We start from the raw sequence: 16,641 nt of genomic DNA, 5'->3' as shown, positions 1-16,641 counted from the left end.
TGTTTTTCTTGAGTTCTCTAATTTTGGCCGCATCAAGCCCGTCCGCTAGCAGCGGGGATATCAACTGCATCCGCTGGGCGGCAATTTCTTCGGCTTTTTGTTGGTCCTTCATGCTAAAACCTCCTCGTTTTTAGGCTTTAGCATGAGTTTATCTCCCGCCTGTGGTGGACAGGAATGCAGAACGGGTATGTACCCAAGAATTTATATTTACTACCGGACGGACAACTCTAGCTAGCCAGCCGACAGCATCACCAACATAGTTCCATATCCCTTGGAGCGTGGACTTGGAAAGACGGGACGTTTCTTTCACAGATTCTTTACCGAGCAGGGTGGCGATGGAAGCCAGGCAGCCCAGGAAGTGGTTCTGCAGTGCCCTAAACCAGTGGCGCCAACGATTTAATGTGGATTCGTCGGCTGTTACGGTCAGTGCAGTGTTCCCGGTTATGACCACCTCGATGCTTTCACTGCTGTAACGTTTATATGGAACGAGAATATCCGGTAGTTCGTGGTGTATCTTGCTGCAGTGTTCACAGCGGAGCCGGCGGATGATGAGAATTATCTCGTCTCCAAGGTCATTTATGTATTTACGCTGCCGGCTACCAATGACGTATAGGGGACCATTACAACAGGGGCATGGGATCTGCTCCGCGCTCTTAACAAAAAACACCTTTTTCAGGGTTTTCAATTAGCTCATATTCTGTTACAATGACCATACTTATGAGTGGGGACGCCTCTGGGTGCTTCTGTTGGCGCAGTTGCACATCCAAACGGGGGCGTCTTTCCTTTCTTTAAGTTATGGTCATTATATATGGCAACTTTTGGACAGGCAATATCATCAGCTTTCGGATTTTATAGGGTGGCAGGAACAGGTATGCTATAAAAGGTCGTGCAGATGAAATAACCGGCAGTTATGATTATAATAAACATTGATATACTCACAAACTCATGGTAGAGCAGTTAAATAAATTCGGTATACCCTTAAAAGAAGATTATTATCTATCCGACGTCAAGGGTCTTTCGTACTTAGGGAATAATTTCCCAGCAAAAATTAGGTTTTATATTTCAAATAAAAAAATTGATAGCGAACTATACACCAAAAGTGATGTTAATCTTGATTATCTAATAAATTATTTTATTGAAACAAATGAAAAGCCTAACCTTGATAGAGCTTTTGTATTCTTTTCATATTATGAAAAGAAGTGGGGAAGGAACTTGTCATGGATAAATGTAATACCCATCAAGGAAGAAGAGCAATAGCAGGAATAAATCCGGCCATTGCTAATCTAATCGGTTTCAAACTTATTAACCTGCTTTGTAAAATCGTTAATTTTATCAGTTATAAATTCTTCAAGAGAACATCTTGGATTTAACGGGTTTGACGGCATCCAAGCCGATGTAACTTTGCCCAGCATAAGTAATTTAGGTTCGGGCGAGCAACCGTGGGTTTATTTTGGATTTGAAGCACCTGGTGATTCGGGCGTAGAGGCGGGTTTATCTTATCAAACCGGTAACCCGAGGTGGTTACCCTAATGCAGACGTGGTATTCAATAAAGAAACTAAAACAGCTATGATAACTTTTTCCGGACAGGAAGTAAAATTTACAAGAATTTACATCTGATTCGAATACGGTAACGATAAATAATACACCTGTTTCAATGAATACAAAAGCAGTTTATGATGAGCGAATACTGAAAAGTAAAAGAATTCCGGACCTTGAAGGAAGCGATGTTTGGAGGAGCAAAGTCAGCAATGCAAATGCGTTTCGAATGGTTGACTTCGCTTTAAGAAAAGTATATGAGGAAGAAATGTTCACCCGTATGCAAATAGAATTTACGGCTGAGAATATAACGATATTTAACATTCGTTTTTTTGTTTGTAGCTGTGATCGTTTCTATTGGGGGTTGTCAGGCATCCTCGTCTCCTAACCAACCTCAAGCAGTAACTACAAATTCTGATCAACCTGAAACTGTACTAACAAATTTTTTAGATTCTTTAAATAGAGATGGACGTAAAGAAAGCTGCTAGTTTTGCTGTCGATCGTAGATTCTCTGATAAAGCAGAACAATTAAAATTTTATGAGGAGTCATTACATCAATCAAAGTATTTAAGCTATAAAATTGAAAATATAAAGAAATCAGGGGATGAAAAGGTCTATATAGATACCACATTAAGTTTCGATCAATCGGGGAAAATAAAGGAGGAAAAATACACCTTTCGTTTAATTCTGGTAGACGGGCAATGGAAAGTAGCTTTTCCTTCAGATGAGAAGATTGAGCACCTGTTTCAAGGTGGTGGAGAAGGTAGTATTACCTTTAGACAACCGAAATGAGAAATGTTAATGATGCATGTTGATGGCTCCGTGCAACACCGCCCTAACAAAAAAAAATGGCGAATGGACTGGCAATAAATTGCCAATCCTATTCGCCGGTCGAAAGGAGAGGTATTTTACTACATTGCCTGTGTAGTAAAACTTATGTTAAAGGAGGTCATAGACCTGCCAAGGTCACTTGTTCCGGTTAAGCCGAATATTTGATCGCCTTTTTCTCTTTTACCAGCGGCGCCGCATCAACATGCTGCCCGGGCAGGATATTAAAGTTTTCCACCACAAACAGGTAACCGAGTACACCGATGGCTACCAGACCGATACTCACCGCCCACTCGATCAGTGACGGGAAATAAAACCCGCCCATAAAATCGGCCATGCCGGTAAACACCACGTTCATGCGGTTGATTATAACACCGGCCACCACCAGCACGCTGAAGGTAATCAGGCCGCCCTTGCTGGCGCGCCATTTCGGCGTGAAGCAAATAATCAGCGGTATAACAATCCCGGCAATCATTTCCAGCAGAAACAGGTTCCCTTCCAGGTTGCCTTTAAAGACCAGGCCCGCCGCCCCGCGATAGATCAGGTCGGTAATTTTTAAAACCAGGTAGACCAGCATCAGGTAGCCGGACACCTTGATCAGGGACTGTAAAACGCCAAGATCGGCTTTGTGGCCGTGCGCCCGGCCCGCCAGCATGGTCTCCACGGTCACCATGGCCGGGCCGACAAAGAATGAGGACATCAGGAAGAACACCGGCAGCAGCATGGACCACCATAACGGGTACAGTTTGCCCACTTCAATCACGTACAGCGAACCCAGCGATGACTGGTGCAGCGTAGGCAGCAGTACGCCGATAATCAGCAAAACGGGCATGATTTTCTTGAAAAAGCGGTGCCAGGATTTCTGTACTTTTTCCGTGGCGATTTCACCGAATTCCAGCAATTGTATAGTTGTATACAGCGATACGCACCAGAATACTTCAAATAACACACTGTGGTAACCCCAGGAAACAAACGGTCGCCAGAAATTGAACCAGCGGCCGATGTCCATGAAAAGCCCGGCCATGACCAGCAAGTAGCCGATCAGTGAAGTGAGCATGGCACTCCTGGCAATGGGAGTGAATTTTTTTATGCCCATGATGTGCACTAAAAGGGCCGTGCTGTAACCGCCCCCGGCCAGGGCCACGCCGACCAGCACGTCAAAGCCTATCCAAAGGCCCCACGGCCAGGCGTCGTTTAAATTGGTGGCGCTTCCCAGGCCGAAAACCAGCCTGTAAACCATCAGGGCGGCGCCGGTCAAAGCCAGGATCAGCAAAACATACCTGGTGGGTGTCATTTTAAACGTCCAATTATTTTTCTCCGCCATCACGCAATCCTCCCAAATAATACTTGGTGCCGGGTGTTGAAATGTTGCAATTCCCGCACCCGCTACCTCTTCCGGCTCTGGCTCTTGTTCTTTTCTCTCTTTTCGCTTTCTTCACGGGCGATCTGGTTGCGCCGCCGGTTATAAACATACATGCCGGTCAGCAGGGCTCCCCAACCCAGTCCCACGGCGGGGGTCAGGCTCAGGATACTTTCGGTGTATTCCGGCAGGGGGCGGGTGGTTACGCCGGTACGGAAGCCCAGGTCCTCAAACGGAACGTCCGAAATATACAGCCAGGCGGTCCCCCCTGCTTCCTTTTCCCCGTAAATATGCCTTATGTAATTCTTACCTTCGTTGATCTTTTTTCGGGCCAGTTTGATTAAATCCCCGTGTTCACCGTAAGTCAGGGCACCGGCCGGGCAGACACCCACGCAGGCCGGGGGTTCGCCCTTGCTGATCCGGCCTGCGCACATCTGGCACTTGCGCACCCGGGGGAAGGTTTTATCCCATTCGTACTTGGGAATATTGAAGGGACAGGCCAGCATACAGTAACGGCAGCCCACGCATAGATTTACGTCGTAGACCACCGGGCCATCCTCGGTTTTCTTGATGGCCCGGGAAAAACAGGCCGATGCGCAGGCCGGTTCTTCACAGTGCAGGCACTGCTCTTTAACAAATCGCCATACTTTTTTACCTTCCTTTCTGGTTTCCACTTTATTGACCACGGTCCAGTTTTCGGCCGCCAGCTTGGCATCTTTCCCCAGAGCCGGGGTCTCTTTATTGTGCTGCAAATCATTCCACATTTTACAGGCTACCACGCAGCTGCCGCAGCCCACACACCTGGTAACATCAACTAAAACACCCTTGGACAACTTTATTCACCTCCCCGTTAAACTGCATCCGGCATTTCGGCCGCGGCCGTCAACCGGTTGTAACTCCGGCCCCGGTCAACATAACTGGTATGAAGCAATTCCTCGGCCAATTCACTCATAGGATGTTGCAGAAAATCCCGGTACAGGGCCAGCAGTTCCGCGTTTTCATGGCTCTCCCGCCATTGCATTCGGGCATCCGCCTGGTACAGGCTTTTTATTCTCTGTAAACGCACCTCATCGGAGGGCGGCACCGCGGACCGGGGCTGCCCACCCCCACCGATGCAGCCGCCGGGACAGGACATGAATTCGATAAAGTGCCAGGGCGCATTGCCCTTGCGTACCGCCTCCAGCACCTGCCGCCCGTTGCCCATCCCGTGACAGACCGCCACCTTGAGCGTGCCCACGCCGGGAACTTCCAGCGCCGCCTCTTTTACGCCGTCCAGACCGCGCACCGGGTTCAGCGAAAGCAGGTTGGCCGGGGGTTCCTGTTGAGTGATGAAGTAATACGCGGTGCGGACCGCAGCCTCCATTACTCCTCCGGTGGCGCCGAAAATAATGGCGCCGCCGGTGCTTTTGCCCAGCAACATGTCGTAATTTTCCTCCGGCAGGGCGGCAAGATTTATTCCCTGCTTTTTGAGCAACCGGGCCAACTCCCTGGTGGTCAGCACCGCGTCCACATCACGCAGGGATTTGTTATGCCAGTAATGACCGCTGCCGTTCATTTCCGGTCGCCCGGCTTCAAATTTCTTGGCTGTACAGGGCATCACGGCCACGGAAAAGATTTTATCCGCCTTGATGTTCTTGGCTTTGGCATAATAGGTTTTCACCAGCGCGCCCAGCATTTGCTGGGGGGATTTACAACTGGACATGTGGGACAGCAAATCGGGGTAAAAATATTCGCAAAATTTAACCCAGCCAGGGCTGCAGGAAGTAAACTGCGGCAACGGCTTCTTGATATCTCCCTTGATCCGCTTGATCAATTCGGTGGCTTCCTCCATGATGGTCAGGTCCGCGGTAAAGTTTGTGTCAAACACAGCGTCAAAACCCAGGCGCTTCAGTGCCGCCACCTGCCGGCCCATCACCCAGGTGCCGGGGGCCAGCCCGAACTCTTCGCCCAGGGACACCCTGGTGGCCGGGGCGGTTTGCACCACCACATGTTTTTCCGGGTCCTTAAGGGCCTGCAGAACCCTTTCGGTATTATCCCGCTCAGTTATGGCCCCGGTGGGACACCAAAGGGCACATTGTCCACAGTTTATGCAAACGATTTCGTCCACCAGTGGGAAACCGTAATGCCCGAATACCGTTTGCGTGTTTTTACATACTTCCAGGCACTGCCCGCACAATACACATTTCTCGTCATCCCGCACAATAGAAGGGTTATCCGCTTCAATGGGCACCCGCCCCCGCACCTGGGCCGGCCAGGTGCCCGGGACCTGGTATTGTTGCGGCAGCCAACCGTCCCCGCCGGCCTGCCCCGCAACCGTTGTGGCACCGCAGCCGGCGAGGCCGGCCGTTAGGCCGGCCAGTCCAAGCCCTCCCATCATTTTCAGAAAAGACCGTCTAGTTACGCGCTTTTCCAGCTTCAGCTGGTCTTCCATAAAACGCTCCTCCTTAACCAATCAATTTACTGCACTAAAATCAATGTTGCCATACCGGACCGTGCCGGCACGGCGGAATATTACCCGGCCATGGCCCGTAAGTCTTTAATCCTCTGCAGCAACCGTTTTAAAGGCGCTGTAACACTGAGAGTTTTTCCCGCTCTTTTCCGCTCCATGGCCCATTCCACAACCCGGACGATGGTGGCGCTTATTTCGTATAAGAGGTACATGGGCGCGGCAAAAAGCAGCACGGTGAATATATCCGGGGAACTTACCACCGCGGAGGCAATGACCACCGCTGTGACAATGGCTATTTTTCGCCCCTTGACCATAATGCGATAAGAAATAATTCCCAGCCTGGCCAGGAAAAAACTGGCCAGAGGCAATTCAAAGATCAGCCCGAAGGGAAGCAAAAAGTTCAAAGTAAAGGAAACGTACTTGCCTATGGTCAGCATGGGAATAAGCTGGCCCCCCCCGTGCTGCAGCAGGAATGCCACGCACAGTTTAAAAACCACCATGAATCCGAAGGCCACGCCGCCGACAAAAAGAATGAACGAAACAAAAACAAATAAAGTAAAGTAAATGCGCTCCATTTTACGCAATGCGGGGATAATGAACCCCCAGAACTGCCAGAGGGTGATCGGAAGGGAGGCCAAAAATCCCAGGAAAAAGGCCAGCTTGATCCTGGTCATTATCGCTTCTGTTACACCGATGTAAATAACCTTATGACCCGCGCCGGTCACGGGCTCCAGTAATATTTTCAGCACCGGTTCGCTAAAAAACCAGCATACCGCCGCCATAGCAAAAGTGGATATGATGGAAACAATCAACAACTTACGTAATTCCTCAAGATGTTCAATTACCGTCATTTCATTGTAGCTGGAAATTTTGCTCCGCCCCCTTCCGCCGCCAGGTGAACAAATAACAGAATCTGTTAGCTTACATTGGAGTTTTTAAGTTCTTTGGCAGCCATAACGCCGTCCGCTTCCGTCTTTTTGCCCTTGCCTTCTTTACCCTCTTCATCGTCGGAAAAGGCGTTTCTCATGTCCCGCATGGCCTTGCCCATCGCTTTACCCACATCGGGCAATTTGCCGGGGCCGAATATAATCAGGACCACTACGAGAATGAGGATCAGGTGCGTAGGCTGAAAAAGTCCGTTAAACATGCTCTCTCCCCCTTAACTTTTTTATTAGTTTCTTAACTGGACCTTAATAAAGAATATTTATTGTAAGACTGTCATTGCGATAAGCAGTATTTATTGCTATTGATTTGATTTTCTTATTATAATATTTGTTTTTCAAGCAAAAATCAATAACTAATTATCTTAATTTGGGAATTTTTTATTTGTTTATAATATTTAGAACCTTTAGGTATAAAAAAAATGCTTGCCAGTTGACAGGCCGGGATATATAATTTAGCACAACAAAAGTTAATAGGCTGTGACCTGACCGGGCCGGGGCACTTATCCCGACCGGAAGGGTAATACTGAAAAACCCTGCGGCATACAGGTACTCCGGGTACTGCGGTCAAGGGGACGGGAGGTTTTACTCGCTTGTCTTTCTCCAGGCCTGTTTTCCTGTTTGCCGGAAACCAGGCCTTTTTATTTGGTTATACAGACCTCGCAATTCATCGAAAGGAGAAACAATCTGATGGGCACACAACGGCGCATTGGCGTAATCGGTATCGTTATTGAAAACCGGGAACAGGCCCCCAAAATCAACGCTATCCTGAGCGAGCACGGCGAAGTGATAGTGGGCCGCATGGGCATCCCCTACCGGGAACGGGGGCTGTCGGTTATTTCACTGATCGTGGACGGCAGCACCGATGAGATAGGCGCTTTAACAGGTAAACTGGGTAACATCAGCGGCGTCCGGGTCAAAAGCGCCCTGGTTACCCGTTAGCCGTACATAGCAAAGCCAAATCGCAACATTTCAAAACCCGGCACCAGAAGACAAGATTTGGAGGAGTGGTGGCAGATATGACCGAGCACCGGATGGAAAAAGACCTGCTGGGCGAACTGCCCGTCCCGGCCCAGGCTTATTACGGCGTACATACCCTGCGGGCAGCTCAAAACTTTGCCGTCAGCGGCTGCCGGGTGCATCCCGAACTGCTGCGGGCCCTGGCGGAGGTCAAGTGGGCGGCGGCCCGGGCCAACCGGCAGGCCGGCCTGTTAACGGCGAACATCGCCGACGCCGTCAGTGCGGCGGCCCGGGAAGTGGCCCGGGGCCAACTGGCCGACCAGTTTATCGTGGATGCCCTGCAGGGCGGGGCCGGCACCTCCACCAACATGAACATGAACGAAGTGCTGGCCAACCGGGCCATTGAACTGCTGGGTGGTCAAAAGGGTGATTACCGCCTGGTGCACCCCCTAAACCATGTGAACATGTCCCAGTCCACCAATGACACCTACCCAACGGCGCTGCGTATCGCCGCCATCCGCCTGGTGCTTGCTCTTAGCGATGCCATGGCCCGGCTGCAGGGCGCCCTGCAGGAAAAGGAGGCGCAGTTCGCCGGGGTGCTTAAATTAGGCCGCACCGAACTCCAGGACGCCCTGCCGGTCACCCTGGGCCAGGAGTTCGGCGCCTACGCCGAAGCCGTCGCCCGGGACCGGTGGCGCCTGTATAAAGTGGAGGAACGCCTGCGCCAGATCAACCTGGGCGGCACCGCCGTGGGCACCGGCCTGAACGCCCCCCGGCGCTACATTTACCAGGTGGTGGAGGAACTGCGACAAATTACCGGGCTGGGGCTGGCCCGAGCGGAAAACCCGGTGGACCTGACCCAGAATGCCGACGTGTTTGCCGAAGTGTCCGGACTGGTCAAGGCCGCGGCGGTAAACCTGGCCAAAATCGCCGGTGACCTGATGCTGTTGGCCGCCGGCCCGGCGGGCGGTTTGGCCGAGATCAACCTGCCGCCCCGCCAGGCGGGTTCGTCAATTATGCCCGGCAAGGTCAACCCGGTGATTCCCGAGATGGTCACCCAGGCGGCCTGGCAGGTGATGGGCGCAGACCAGGTGATTTGCCAGGCCTGCGCCGGGGGGCGGTTGGAATTGAACGCCTTTTTGCCGCTGGTGGCCCATAACTTGCTGCATGGCCTGGAAATACTGGCCAAAACCGCGCAGATTTTTGCCGATAAGTGCGTGCGAGGCATCACCGCCAACGAGCAGCGCTGCCGCCGCTGGCTGGAGGAAAGCCATGTGCTGGTCACCGCCCTGGCGCCGTATATCGGTTACGAACAGGCCGCCGCCCTGGCCCGCCGGGCCCGGGAGCAGCATAAAACCATTAAAGAAATAGTTTTGGAAAGCGGCCTGTTGAGTGAGGAAGAGTGGCACGCGCTGGCTGCGCCGCGGGAACTGACCCGCCCCGGCATTGCCGGGGCGCGCCGGCTGGCCGGGCGGCTTGGAAAAGACTTAAAACGGGGAGATGAATGAAATGCATGAAACACCGCGGGGCGGCAGGCTGCACATTGCCCTGTTCGGAAGGCGCAACGCCGGCAAGTCCAGCCTGATTAACGCCCTGACCGGCCAGGAACTGGCCATTGTTTCCCCCGTGGCCGGCACCACCACCGACCCGGTGTACAAGGCCATGGAAATACTGCCCATCGGGCCCGTAATGTTTATTGATACGGCGGGGCTGGACGACGAGGGGGAACTGGGGGAAAAGCGGGTGGCCAAAAGCCTGGCCGTGCTGGCCAAGGCCGACCTGGTACTGCTGGTGGTGGACCCGCAGCAAAATCCGGGCGAAGTGGAAAGGACATTGATTGAAGCCGCCGGGCAAAGGCAGCTGCCCGTGGTCGGGGTGTTAAACAAAATCGACCTGCTGCCGGAGACTGCGGCGGTGAATTTTCCGCTGCCGGATATCCCCTGGGTAAAAGTAAGCGCCCGAACCGGCCGGGGTATCAGTCAATTAAAACAGACCATGGTCCAACTGGCCCCCAAAGACTGGACGGCGCCCACCATCGCCGGGGACCTGGTGCCCCCGGGGGAACTGGCCCTGCTGGTGGTGCCCATCGACCTGGCCGCGCCCAAGGGCCGGCTGATCCTGCCCCAGGTGCAGACCATCCGCGACATGCTGGACCATGACTGCCTGACCATGGTGGTCAAGGAAAGGGAGCTGAAAGCCGCCTTTAACAGCCTGCAAAAGCCTCCGGCCCTGGTTATCACTGACTCCCAGGCTTTCTTGAAGGTGGATGCCGACACCCCGCCCGGCGTGCCGCTCACTTCCTTTTCCATACTATTCGCCCGCTACAAGGGCGACCTGGCCACGCTGGTGGCGGGCGCCGTGGCCGTGGAAGACCTGCAGCCCGGCGACAGGGTGCTGATTGCCGAGGCCTGTACCCACCACCGGGTGGCCGACGATATCGGCACCGTGAAGATCCCCCGCTGGCTGCGTCAAATCGTGGGCGGCGAGCTGCAATTTGAGTGGTCCAGCGGGATCGAACTGCCGGCCCACCTGGAACAGTACAGGCTGATCGTGCACTGCGGGGCCTGTATGACCAACCGGCGGGAAATGCTCAGCCGCATCATGACGGCCCAGGCCGCCGGCGTGCCCATGGTCAACTACGGGGTGCTGATCGCCTACGTGCACGGCATATTGCGGCGCGCGCTGGCACCCTTCCCCGATGTGCTGGCCCTGCTGGACGAAAACGAGGTGATCTGATCATGCCCGCCTTGGACGCCGCCCTGAACAGCTTGCTAACGGGCGAACAACCCGGCGTAGAACTGATCACGACCCTGCTGTCCGCCGACGCCGAGCAGATGCCCGCCCTATTCGCCGCCGCCAACGGTGTTCGCCGATTGGGAGTGGGCGAAGCAGTACACCTGCGGGCCATAGTGGAGTTTTCCAACTATTGCCGCAAAAACTGCCTGTACTGCGGGCTGCGCCGGGACAACAAGTCCCTGCCCCGTTACCGTCTCACGGAACAAGAAATCATCGAAGCCGTGGATAATGCGGCCGCCATGGGGTTTCGCACGGTGGTGCTGCAGTCGGGAGAGGACTTGTACTACACCGCTGCCAATATAGCCCGGTTGATTGACCGGATAAAAAACAAATATGACCTGGCGGTTACTCTATCGGTCGGTGAACGGGGGTATGCAGACTATAAAACCTGGCGGGAGGCCGGCGCCGACCGCTATTTATTGAAACAGGAAACCGTGGATGAAAAACTTTTTCAGTATTTAAAACCCGACAGCAGACTGCGGGAGCGCCTGCAGTGTTTACACTGGCTGAAGGAATTGGGCTATCAGACCGGTTCGGGCAACATGGTGGGCCTGCCGGGCCAGAACCCGACCACCCTGGCCGGGGATATCCTGTTCATGCGGGAACTGGAGGTGGAAATGGCCGGCATCGGGCCTTTTTTGCCCCACCACGACACACCCCTAAAGGACGCCGCGCCGGGCGGCCTGGAGCTGACCCTCAAGACACTGGCGGTGGCCCGGCTGTGCCTGCCCCGGGCCCACCTGCCGGCCACCACCGCCTTGTCTACCCTGACGCCCGGCGGGCGCGAATTGGCCCTGAAAAGCGGCGCCAACGTAATCATGCCCAACCTGACGCCGCTGCACGTGCGGGACAAATATCTGATTTACCCGCAAAAATCCGACATTATAGAACACCCCGACCGGACTTTGAAAAACATTAATAAATTACTGGCTGAGTTGGCCAGGCCGCTGGCAAAGGACCACGGTCACGCCTGCCAGATTACAGGGAGGTAAGTTTTTATGCCTAACATGCAGGCCGATTTTATCAATGAGGAACAAATTCACGCCTGGTTGGCCGAAGCCGGGCGGGCAGACAAAAGCGAGGCCCGGAGAATCATTGAACGGGCGCGCCGGGCCTCGGGCTTGACGCCTTACGAATGCGCCGTGCTGCTGCACATTGAGGACGAGGTACTTTTGGAGGAAATATACCGTGTGGCGCGGGAGATCAAAGAAAAAATCTACGGGCGGCGACTGGTGCTGTTCGCCCCCCTGTACGTGAGCAATTACTGCGTAAACAACTGCAAGTACTGCGGGTACCGGCGCGACAACCGGTTCGCCAGAAGGCGTCTGACCATGGATGAACTGCGAGAGGAAGTAAAAATCCTGGAATCCCTGGGGCACAAGCGTCTGGCCCTGGAAGCCGGCGAGGACCCCCAAAACTGCCCCATAGAATATATCCTGGAAACCATCAAAACCATTTACGAAGTCAAGGAAGCAAACGGCAGCATCCGGCGCATCAACGTCAACATCGCCGCCACCACGGTGGAAAACTACCGCCTGCTCAAAGAAGCCGGCATCGGCACTTATATCCTGTTCCAGGAAACCTACCACCGGCAGACCTATGCCAGCATGCACCCCAGCGGCCCCAAGCGTGATTACGACTACCACACCACAGCCATGGACCGGGCCATGCAGGGCGGTATAGACGATGTAGGAGTGGGGGTATTGTTCGGCCTGTACGATTACAAATTCGAAGTGCTGGCCATGCTCATGCACGCCCTGCATTTGGAAGAAACCTTCGGCGTAGGCCCGCATACCATCTCCGTGCCCCGGCTGCGCCCCGCGCTGGGTGTGGATTACGACAATTTCCCCTACATGGTCGGCGACGCGGACTTCAAAAAGATCATTGCCGTCTTGCGCCTCGCCGTGCCCTACACGGGGATGATCCTATCCACCCGGGAGCGGTCGGAATTTCGGGATGAACTGTTAAACGTGGGCATATCACAAATCAGCGCCGGGTCCTGTACCGGGGTGGGCGGATACAGAAAGGAACAGGAGCGCAAATCCGCCTGTGCCGCCGGGAGCGGCGAAGCCCCGCAATTCGAGGTGGAGGACCACCGGAGTCCCGACGAGGTACTGCGCAGCGTGTGTCTTTCGGGCTACATTCCCAGTTTCTGCACGGCCTGCTACCGCAGCGGGCGCACCGGCGACCGCTTCATGCCCCTGGCCAAAAGCGGGCAAATTCAAAATGTCTGCCAACCCAACGCCATTCTCACCTTCAAGGAATTTCTGGAGGACTACGCCTCGCCCGAAACGCGGGAAGCGGGCGAAAAAGCCATCAGGGAGCACCTTAACGAAATCGGCAACCCCGGTATACGCCGGTTGACCGAGGAACGTTTGCGCCTGATTGAGCAGGGGCGGAGGGATTTGTACTTCTAGAGGGCCGGAAGAACCCGGCATCTGGCCAAGCTTCATCGCCCGGGGTTTGCACTTTAGATACTCAGGGTCAGCACGCCAAACCCATACGTTGCAATGTGGGACAATGGTAATTTTGGAATTATAGTTACGGGAATTAACGGAGCCGGTGGTCCCCGCTTCAGAAAAATAAATCCGGGACAGCGCTTGCGGGGAACCACCGGTGCCTGTATTATGTTTGAAAAAGGGGAAAAACAATTACTTTAATTTGAATTTTCAACCGCTTTAACCTGCGAACACACACCCTTTGTTAGATTTATACTGTTAAAGTAACATAAGATAAGGAACAAAATTAAACCGGGAACAGACAACCAAATTTTTGGGGCCATTAACAGAATGGCGGATACTAAAAAAAGTGTCCGGCTAACCCAGTTAATTTTTCTTACAAGGAAACCTTCGGCACCTGCTGACAGGGCAATAATCCCGATCAAAGCAGTAAACACATCAATAAAAATGTTCACGGGCTCGCCCTGCAGCAACAATGTCTTATCCATCATAAACATGAACGGAATGATAAAGGAGGTAATCCCAAGCTTCATCGCCAGCCAGCCGACCCTCATCGGAGGCGCGCCGGCTATCGCCGCCCCCGCAAAAGCGGATAAACAGACAGGCGGTGTAATTGTGGAGATACAAGCATAGTAAAAAATAAAGAGATGAGCAGCCAGTAAAGGTACTCCCATATCAACTAAAGCCGGCGCCACAGTACTTGCCGCCAGGGCATAAGCCGCAACCGTGGGCAACCCCATACCCAACAGGAGGCAAAGCAGCATCACTAATACCAAAGCAATAACAAGATTACCGCCGGAAAGTGCTATGATAAAAGCGGCAATTTTAGCTCCAAGTCCGGTTAGTGAAAAAACACCAATGATAATACCGGCGCAAGCGGTAGTTGCAGCAATAGATGCCATGCTTTTCATGGCATTGCTGACGGACGTGAAAAACTGCGAAAACAGAATTTTATTTTTCGTGAACCAGCTTAAAACAATTAATGATCCGATAGACAGGATCGCAGCCCGAACGGGTGAATTTTTCAATACCAGCAAAGAGAAAAGCATGACCAATAGAGGGATCAACAAAATCCCGCGTTCTTTAAGGATATTTTTAGTATTGGGAAGCTCGCTTTTAGGGAGCCCCATCAGACCAAGTTTTCCAGCTTCAAAATCAACCATAAATATTACTGCCAAAAAATATAGAAGAGCCGGAATAATTGCTGCGATAATAATGGTCGAGTAGCTGATTCCGGTAATATCGGCCATAATAAAAGCGCCGGCCCCCATTACCGGCGGCAAAATTTGTCCTCCCGTCGAAGCTACCGCTTCAACGGCTCCGGCAAACGCGGGCTTATACCCAACCCGCTTCATCAGCGGAATGGTAAAAGCCCCGGTACTGGCAACATTGGCAACCGCACTTCCACTTACAGACCCCATCATGGCACTGGAAATAACGGATACTTTTGCAGGTCCGCCTCGAAACCGCCCGGCAATCGAGTAAGCCAAGTCGATAAAAAATTTACCGCAGCCGGATACTTCCAGAAAAGAGCCAAACAAGATAAAAATGAAAACATAGTTGGCAGATACCCCTAAAGGAATATTATATATCCCATCCATACTAAACATGTAACTGATAATCCGGTCCCAACTGTAGCCCTTGTGCCAGAGGTCACCCGGAAATATGTTCCCCAAATAAGCATATCCTAAAAAAATTACTCCCAATACAGGCAATGCCCATCCGGTTGTTCTTCTGGTGATCTCAAGCAACCCCAAAAGAGCAATAGCTCCAAAAAATAAATCCCACCGGGTAGGCGCAACGCCAACCCTATCCAGCATTTCAGTGTAATTAAAGGCAACATATACACTCGATGAAAGCAACAATACCGCCAGCACGAAGTCGGTGATTGTCGGTCGCGCAGTGGCGCTCCCCTTAAAGGTGGAATATGTCAAAAAAGCTATTACTCCTGCACCCGCAAAGTGAATCGCCCTGAATACCCACGGATCTATCGGGTAGATAGTAAGAATAAAAAGTTGATAGATACCAAAAACAACACCGATGACAAAGACGATTTTTCCGTATATGCCGGTAAGTTCTCGTTGTTGCTTTTCCAAATCGTCCAACCGCATATCCTTATTTGAAACCATACTATTCCCCCTCTTCCGAAAAGTGACCCTTTTGGAAATGTTACTTCTAGCCGGTGAAAACGTTCCACCGGCTAGAAAATAACCTTACTTATTTCTTATATTCCGGAGGGTAAGCGGAATCTGGCAATTTAACACCCTTTTCCTCATAAAACTTGATGGCCCCCGGGTGTAATGGAACGGTAGTAATTGATTCCGGCACGACATCAACGGATAATTCCTCAGCCTGTTTAACCGCCTTTGCTAATTCCGGTTTACTTTCAAAAGTAGTTTTTACGAGCTCATAAACAAAATCTTCGGGAAGATCTTTTTTAACGATAAAAGCGCTCCAGATGGTTAAAGTTTCAATGTCTTCCGATTGCCCTTCATAACTGTTGGCCTTAATAATTCCAGAAGTAATACCGTATTGTTTGGCTAATTCTTTTGATTTTTCACCTACACCGATCACTTTGGCATTTTGCGTTTTAATAACCTCTGTTCCCGTTGGATGTCCGGTGGGAGCAAAAACACCAAATGCATCTATTTTTCCGTCTGCCATTAGATTGGAATATTCGCTAAATGAACCGTTAACAATTCTACTTACATTAATTCCTAAATCTTTAAACAATCTCTGTCCGTAATAATCGGGAGTTCCTCCTTTTGCTCCCGTACCAATGATTTTTCCGTCCAAATCATACACTGAGCCGGCATTTGCGCTCGGCGACACGAACCAGTGCAAATAACTAACGTACATTGGGAAAATCGTACGAATATTTTCGTATTTTTTATCTGCCCAGCCGATTCCATTATAGGCTTCATATGCTGGTCCCATTGTAACCATGCCCACATCGGAGTCTCCGCGATCAACCAGCTGAATATTGGAGATTGGTCCTGCAGTAGCTTCGACATTTGTAGCAATACCCAGCTTTTTACTTATAACGTCTCCCCAGGCGGTAGCATAAACTTGGAAGGTCCCTCCAAGCGGTGCAGAAGAGATTGAAATCCCTTTGGGCCAATTCTGCTTGGAAGACGAATCCGTGCCGCCGGAGTTATCACTAGTACCGGAATTACCGCAGGCGGAAAGGACTAAGATTAAAGATAACAGAAGCGGTAATATTATAACTTTTATATGCTTCTTCATATAACTACCTCCTATTTTTTGCACTAAGATTATGCTATAAATAAGTATAACTTAATCATTGATCC

General features: G+C 51.8%; 14 protein-coding genes. 6 read left to right on the top strand and 8 right to left on the bottom strand.

The window, feature by feature from the left end:
• Nucleotides 1-148: 148 nt before the first annotated feature.
• On the bottom strand, nt 149-685 hold the full coding sequence (locus BM299_RS17020; RefSeq protein ID WP_245779815.1) for a DUF6431 domain-containing protein: 537 nt from the start codon (nt 683-685) through the stop codon (nt 149-151).
• A 1,317-nt stretch (nt 686-2,002) separates the two neighbouring features.
• On the opposite strand from BM299_RS17020, the gene BM299_RS17010 reads away from it, so the two are divergent.
• The gene (locus tag BM299_RS17010) at nt 2,003-2,329 is read left to right on the top strand and encodes a hypothetical protein (RefSeq protein ID WP_092487256.1); all 327 of its coding nucleotides are present in this window, start codon (nt 2,003-2,005) and stop codon (nt 2,327-2,329) included.
• A gap of 187 nt (nt 2,330-2,516) precedes the next feature.
• On the opposite strand, the gene nrfD is transcribed toward BM299_RS17010, so the two are convergent.
• The 5 genes from nrfD to tatA form a co-directional block, all read right to left on the bottom strand.
• Complete coding sequence (nrfD, locus tag BM299_RS17005) at nt 2,517-3,689, bottom strand: NrfD/PsrC family molybdoenzyme membrane anchor subunit (protein ID WP_092487254.1); 1,173 nt, start codon at nt 3,687-3,689, stop codon at nt 2,517-2,519.
• Nucleotides 3,690-3,751: 62 nt separating this feature from the next.
• Nucleotides 3,752-4,558 carry a 4Fe-4S dicluster domain-containing protein gene (locus BM299_RS17000; RefSeq protein WP_092487251.1) on the bottom strand — a complete coding sequence of 269 codons (807 nt, stop codon included), beginning with the start codon at nt 4,556-4,558 and terminating at the stop codon, nt 3,752-3,754.
• A gap of 17 nt (nt 4,559-4,575) precedes the next feature.
• A complete protein-coding gene (locus tag BM299_RS16995) occupies nt 4,576-6,156 on the bottom strand; it encodes a [FeFe] hydrogenase, group A (protein WP_092487248.1) in 1,581 nt (526 codons plus the stop codon).
• A gap of 80 nt (nt 6,157-6,236) precedes the next feature.
• On the bottom strand, nt 6,237-7,025 hold the full coding sequence (tatC, locus tag BM299_RS16990; RefSeq protein ID WP_207545226.1) for a twin-arginine translocase subunit TatC: 789 nt from the start codon (nt 7,023-7,025) through the stop codon (nt 6,237-6,239).
• A 65-nt stretch (nt 7,026-7,090) separates the two neighbouring features.
• A complete protein-coding gene (gene tatA, locus BM299_RS16985) occupies nt 7,091-7,321 on the bottom strand; it encodes a twin-arginine translocase TatA/TatE family subunit (RefSeq protein ID WP_092487242.1) in 231 nt (76 codons plus the stop codon).
• 484 nt (nt 7,322-7,805) lie between these two features.
• Here tatA and BM299_RS16980 point away from each other — a divergent pair, with 484 nt between their 5' ends.
• The 5 genes from BM299_RS16980 (at nt 7,806) to hydG (ending at nt 13,288) form a co-directional block, all read left to right on the top strand.
• Nucleotides 7,806-8,057, top strand: a complete 252-nt coding sequence (locus BM299_RS16980; RefSeq protein WP_092487239.1) for a TM1266 family iron-only hydrogenase system putative regulator — start codon at nt 7,806-7,808, stop codon at nt 8,055-8,057.
• Between the two features lie 77 nt (nt 8,058-8,134).
• Entirely contained in the window at nt 8,135-9,583 is a 1,449-nt protein-coding gene (locus BM299_RS16975; RefSeq protein WP_092487237.1) for an aspartate ammonia-lyase, read from the top strand.
• A 1-nt stretch (nt 9,584) separates the two neighbouring features.
• Nucleotides 9,585-10,811 carry a [FeFe] hydrogenase H-cluster maturation GTPase HydF gene (gene hydF, locus BM299_RS16970; protein ID WP_207545225.1) on the top strand — a complete coding sequence of 409 codons (1,227 nt, stop codon included), beginning with the start codon at nt 9,585-9,587 and terminating at the stop codon, nt 10,809-10,811.
• A gap of 2 nt (nt 10,812-10,813) precedes the next feature.
• Nucleotides 10,814-11,863 (top strand): [FeFe] hydrogenase H-cluster radical SAM maturase HydE, encoded by a 1,050-nt coding sequence (gene hydE, locus BM299_RS16965; RefSeq protein ID WP_092487231.1) that lies wholly within the window; start codon nt 10,814-10,816, stop codon nt 11,861-11,863.
• Between the two features lie 6 nt (nt 11,864-11,869).
• On the top strand, nt 11,870-13,288 hold the full coding sequence (gene hydG, locus BM299_RS16960) for a [FeFe] hydrogenase H-cluster radical SAM maturase HydG (RefSeq protein ID WP_092487228.1): 1,419 nt from the start codon (nt 11,870-11,872) through the stop codon (nt 13,286-13,288).
• Between the two features lie 239 nt (nt 13,289-13,527).
• Here hydG and BM299_RS16955 read toward each other — a convergent pair whose 3' ends face one another.
• Both BM299_RS16955 and BM299_RS16950 read right to left on the bottom strand, forming a co-directional pair.
• On the bottom strand, nt 13,528-15,459 hold the full coding sequence (locus BM299_RS16955; protein WP_092487225.1) for a TRAP transporter permease: 1,932 nt from the start codon (nt 15,457-15,459) through the stop codon (nt 13,528-13,530).
• A gap of 88 nt (nt 15,460-15,547) precedes the next feature.
• Nucleotides 15,548-16,576 carry a TAXI family TRAP transporter solute-binding subunit gene (locus tag BM299_RS16950; RefSeq protein WP_092487222.1) on the bottom strand — a complete coding sequence of 343 codons (1,029 nt, stop codon included), beginning with the start codon at nt 16,574-16,576 and terminating at the stop codon, nt 15,548-15,550.
• Nucleotides 16,577-16,641: the final 65 nt, after the last annotated feature.

Origin of the sequence: Desulfoscipio geothermicus DSM 3669, from assembly GCF_900115975.1 — a bacterium.
Lineage (GTDB): Bacteria > Bacillota > Desulfotomaculia > Desulfotomaculales > Desulfallaceae > Desulfoscipio > Desulfoscipio geothermicus.
Note: the sequence above shows the minus strand (reverse complement) of the source record. Positions and strands in the feature narration are given on the sequence as shown.

Coding starts and splice junctions, on each gene's coding strand:
- BM299_RS17010 (WP_092487256.1), top strand. CDS start 2,003: ATGGACGTAAAGAAAGCTGCTAGTTTTGCTGTCGATCGTAGATTCTCT.
- nrfD (WP_092487254.1), bottom strand. CDS start 3,689: ATGGCGGAGAAAAATAATTGGACGTTTAAAATGACACCCACCAGGTAT.
- BM299_RS16995 (WP_092487248.1), bottom strand. CDS start 6,156: ATGGAAGACCAGCTGAAGCTGGAAAAGCGCGTAACTAGACGGTCTTTT.
- tatC (WP_207545226.1), bottom strand. CDS start 7,025: ATGACGGTAATTGAACATCTTGAGGAATTACGTAAGTTGTTGATTGTT.
- tatA (WP_092487242.1), bottom strand. CDS start 7,321: ATGTTTAACGGACTTTTTCAGCCTACGCACCTGATCCTCATTCTCGTA.
- BM299_RS16980 (WP_092487239.1), top strand. CDS start 7,806: ATGGGCACACAACGGCGCATTGGCGTAATCGGTATCGTTATTGAAAAC.
- BM299_RS16975 (WP_092487237.1), top strand. CDS start 8,135: ATGACCGAGCACCGGATGGAAAAAGACCTGCTGGGCGAACTGCCCGTC.
- hydF (WP_207545225.1), top strand. CDS start 9,585: ATGCATGAAACACCGCGGGGCGGCAGGCTGCACATTGCCCTGTTCGGA.
- hydE (WP_092487231.1), top strand. CDS start 10,814: ATGCCCGCCTTGGACGCCGCCCTGAACAGCTTGCTAACGGGCGAACAA.
- hydG (WP_092487228.1), top strand. CDS start 11,870: ATGCCTAACATGCAGGCCGATTTTATCAATGAGGAACAAATTCACGCC.
- BM299_RS16955 (WP_092487225.1), bottom strand. CDS start 15,459: ATGGTTTCAAATAAGGATATGCGGTTGGACGATTTGGAAAAGCAACAA.
- BM299_RS16950 (WP_092487222.1), bottom strand. CDS start 16,576: ATGAAGAAGCATATAAAAGTTATAATATTACCGCTTCTGTTATCTTTA.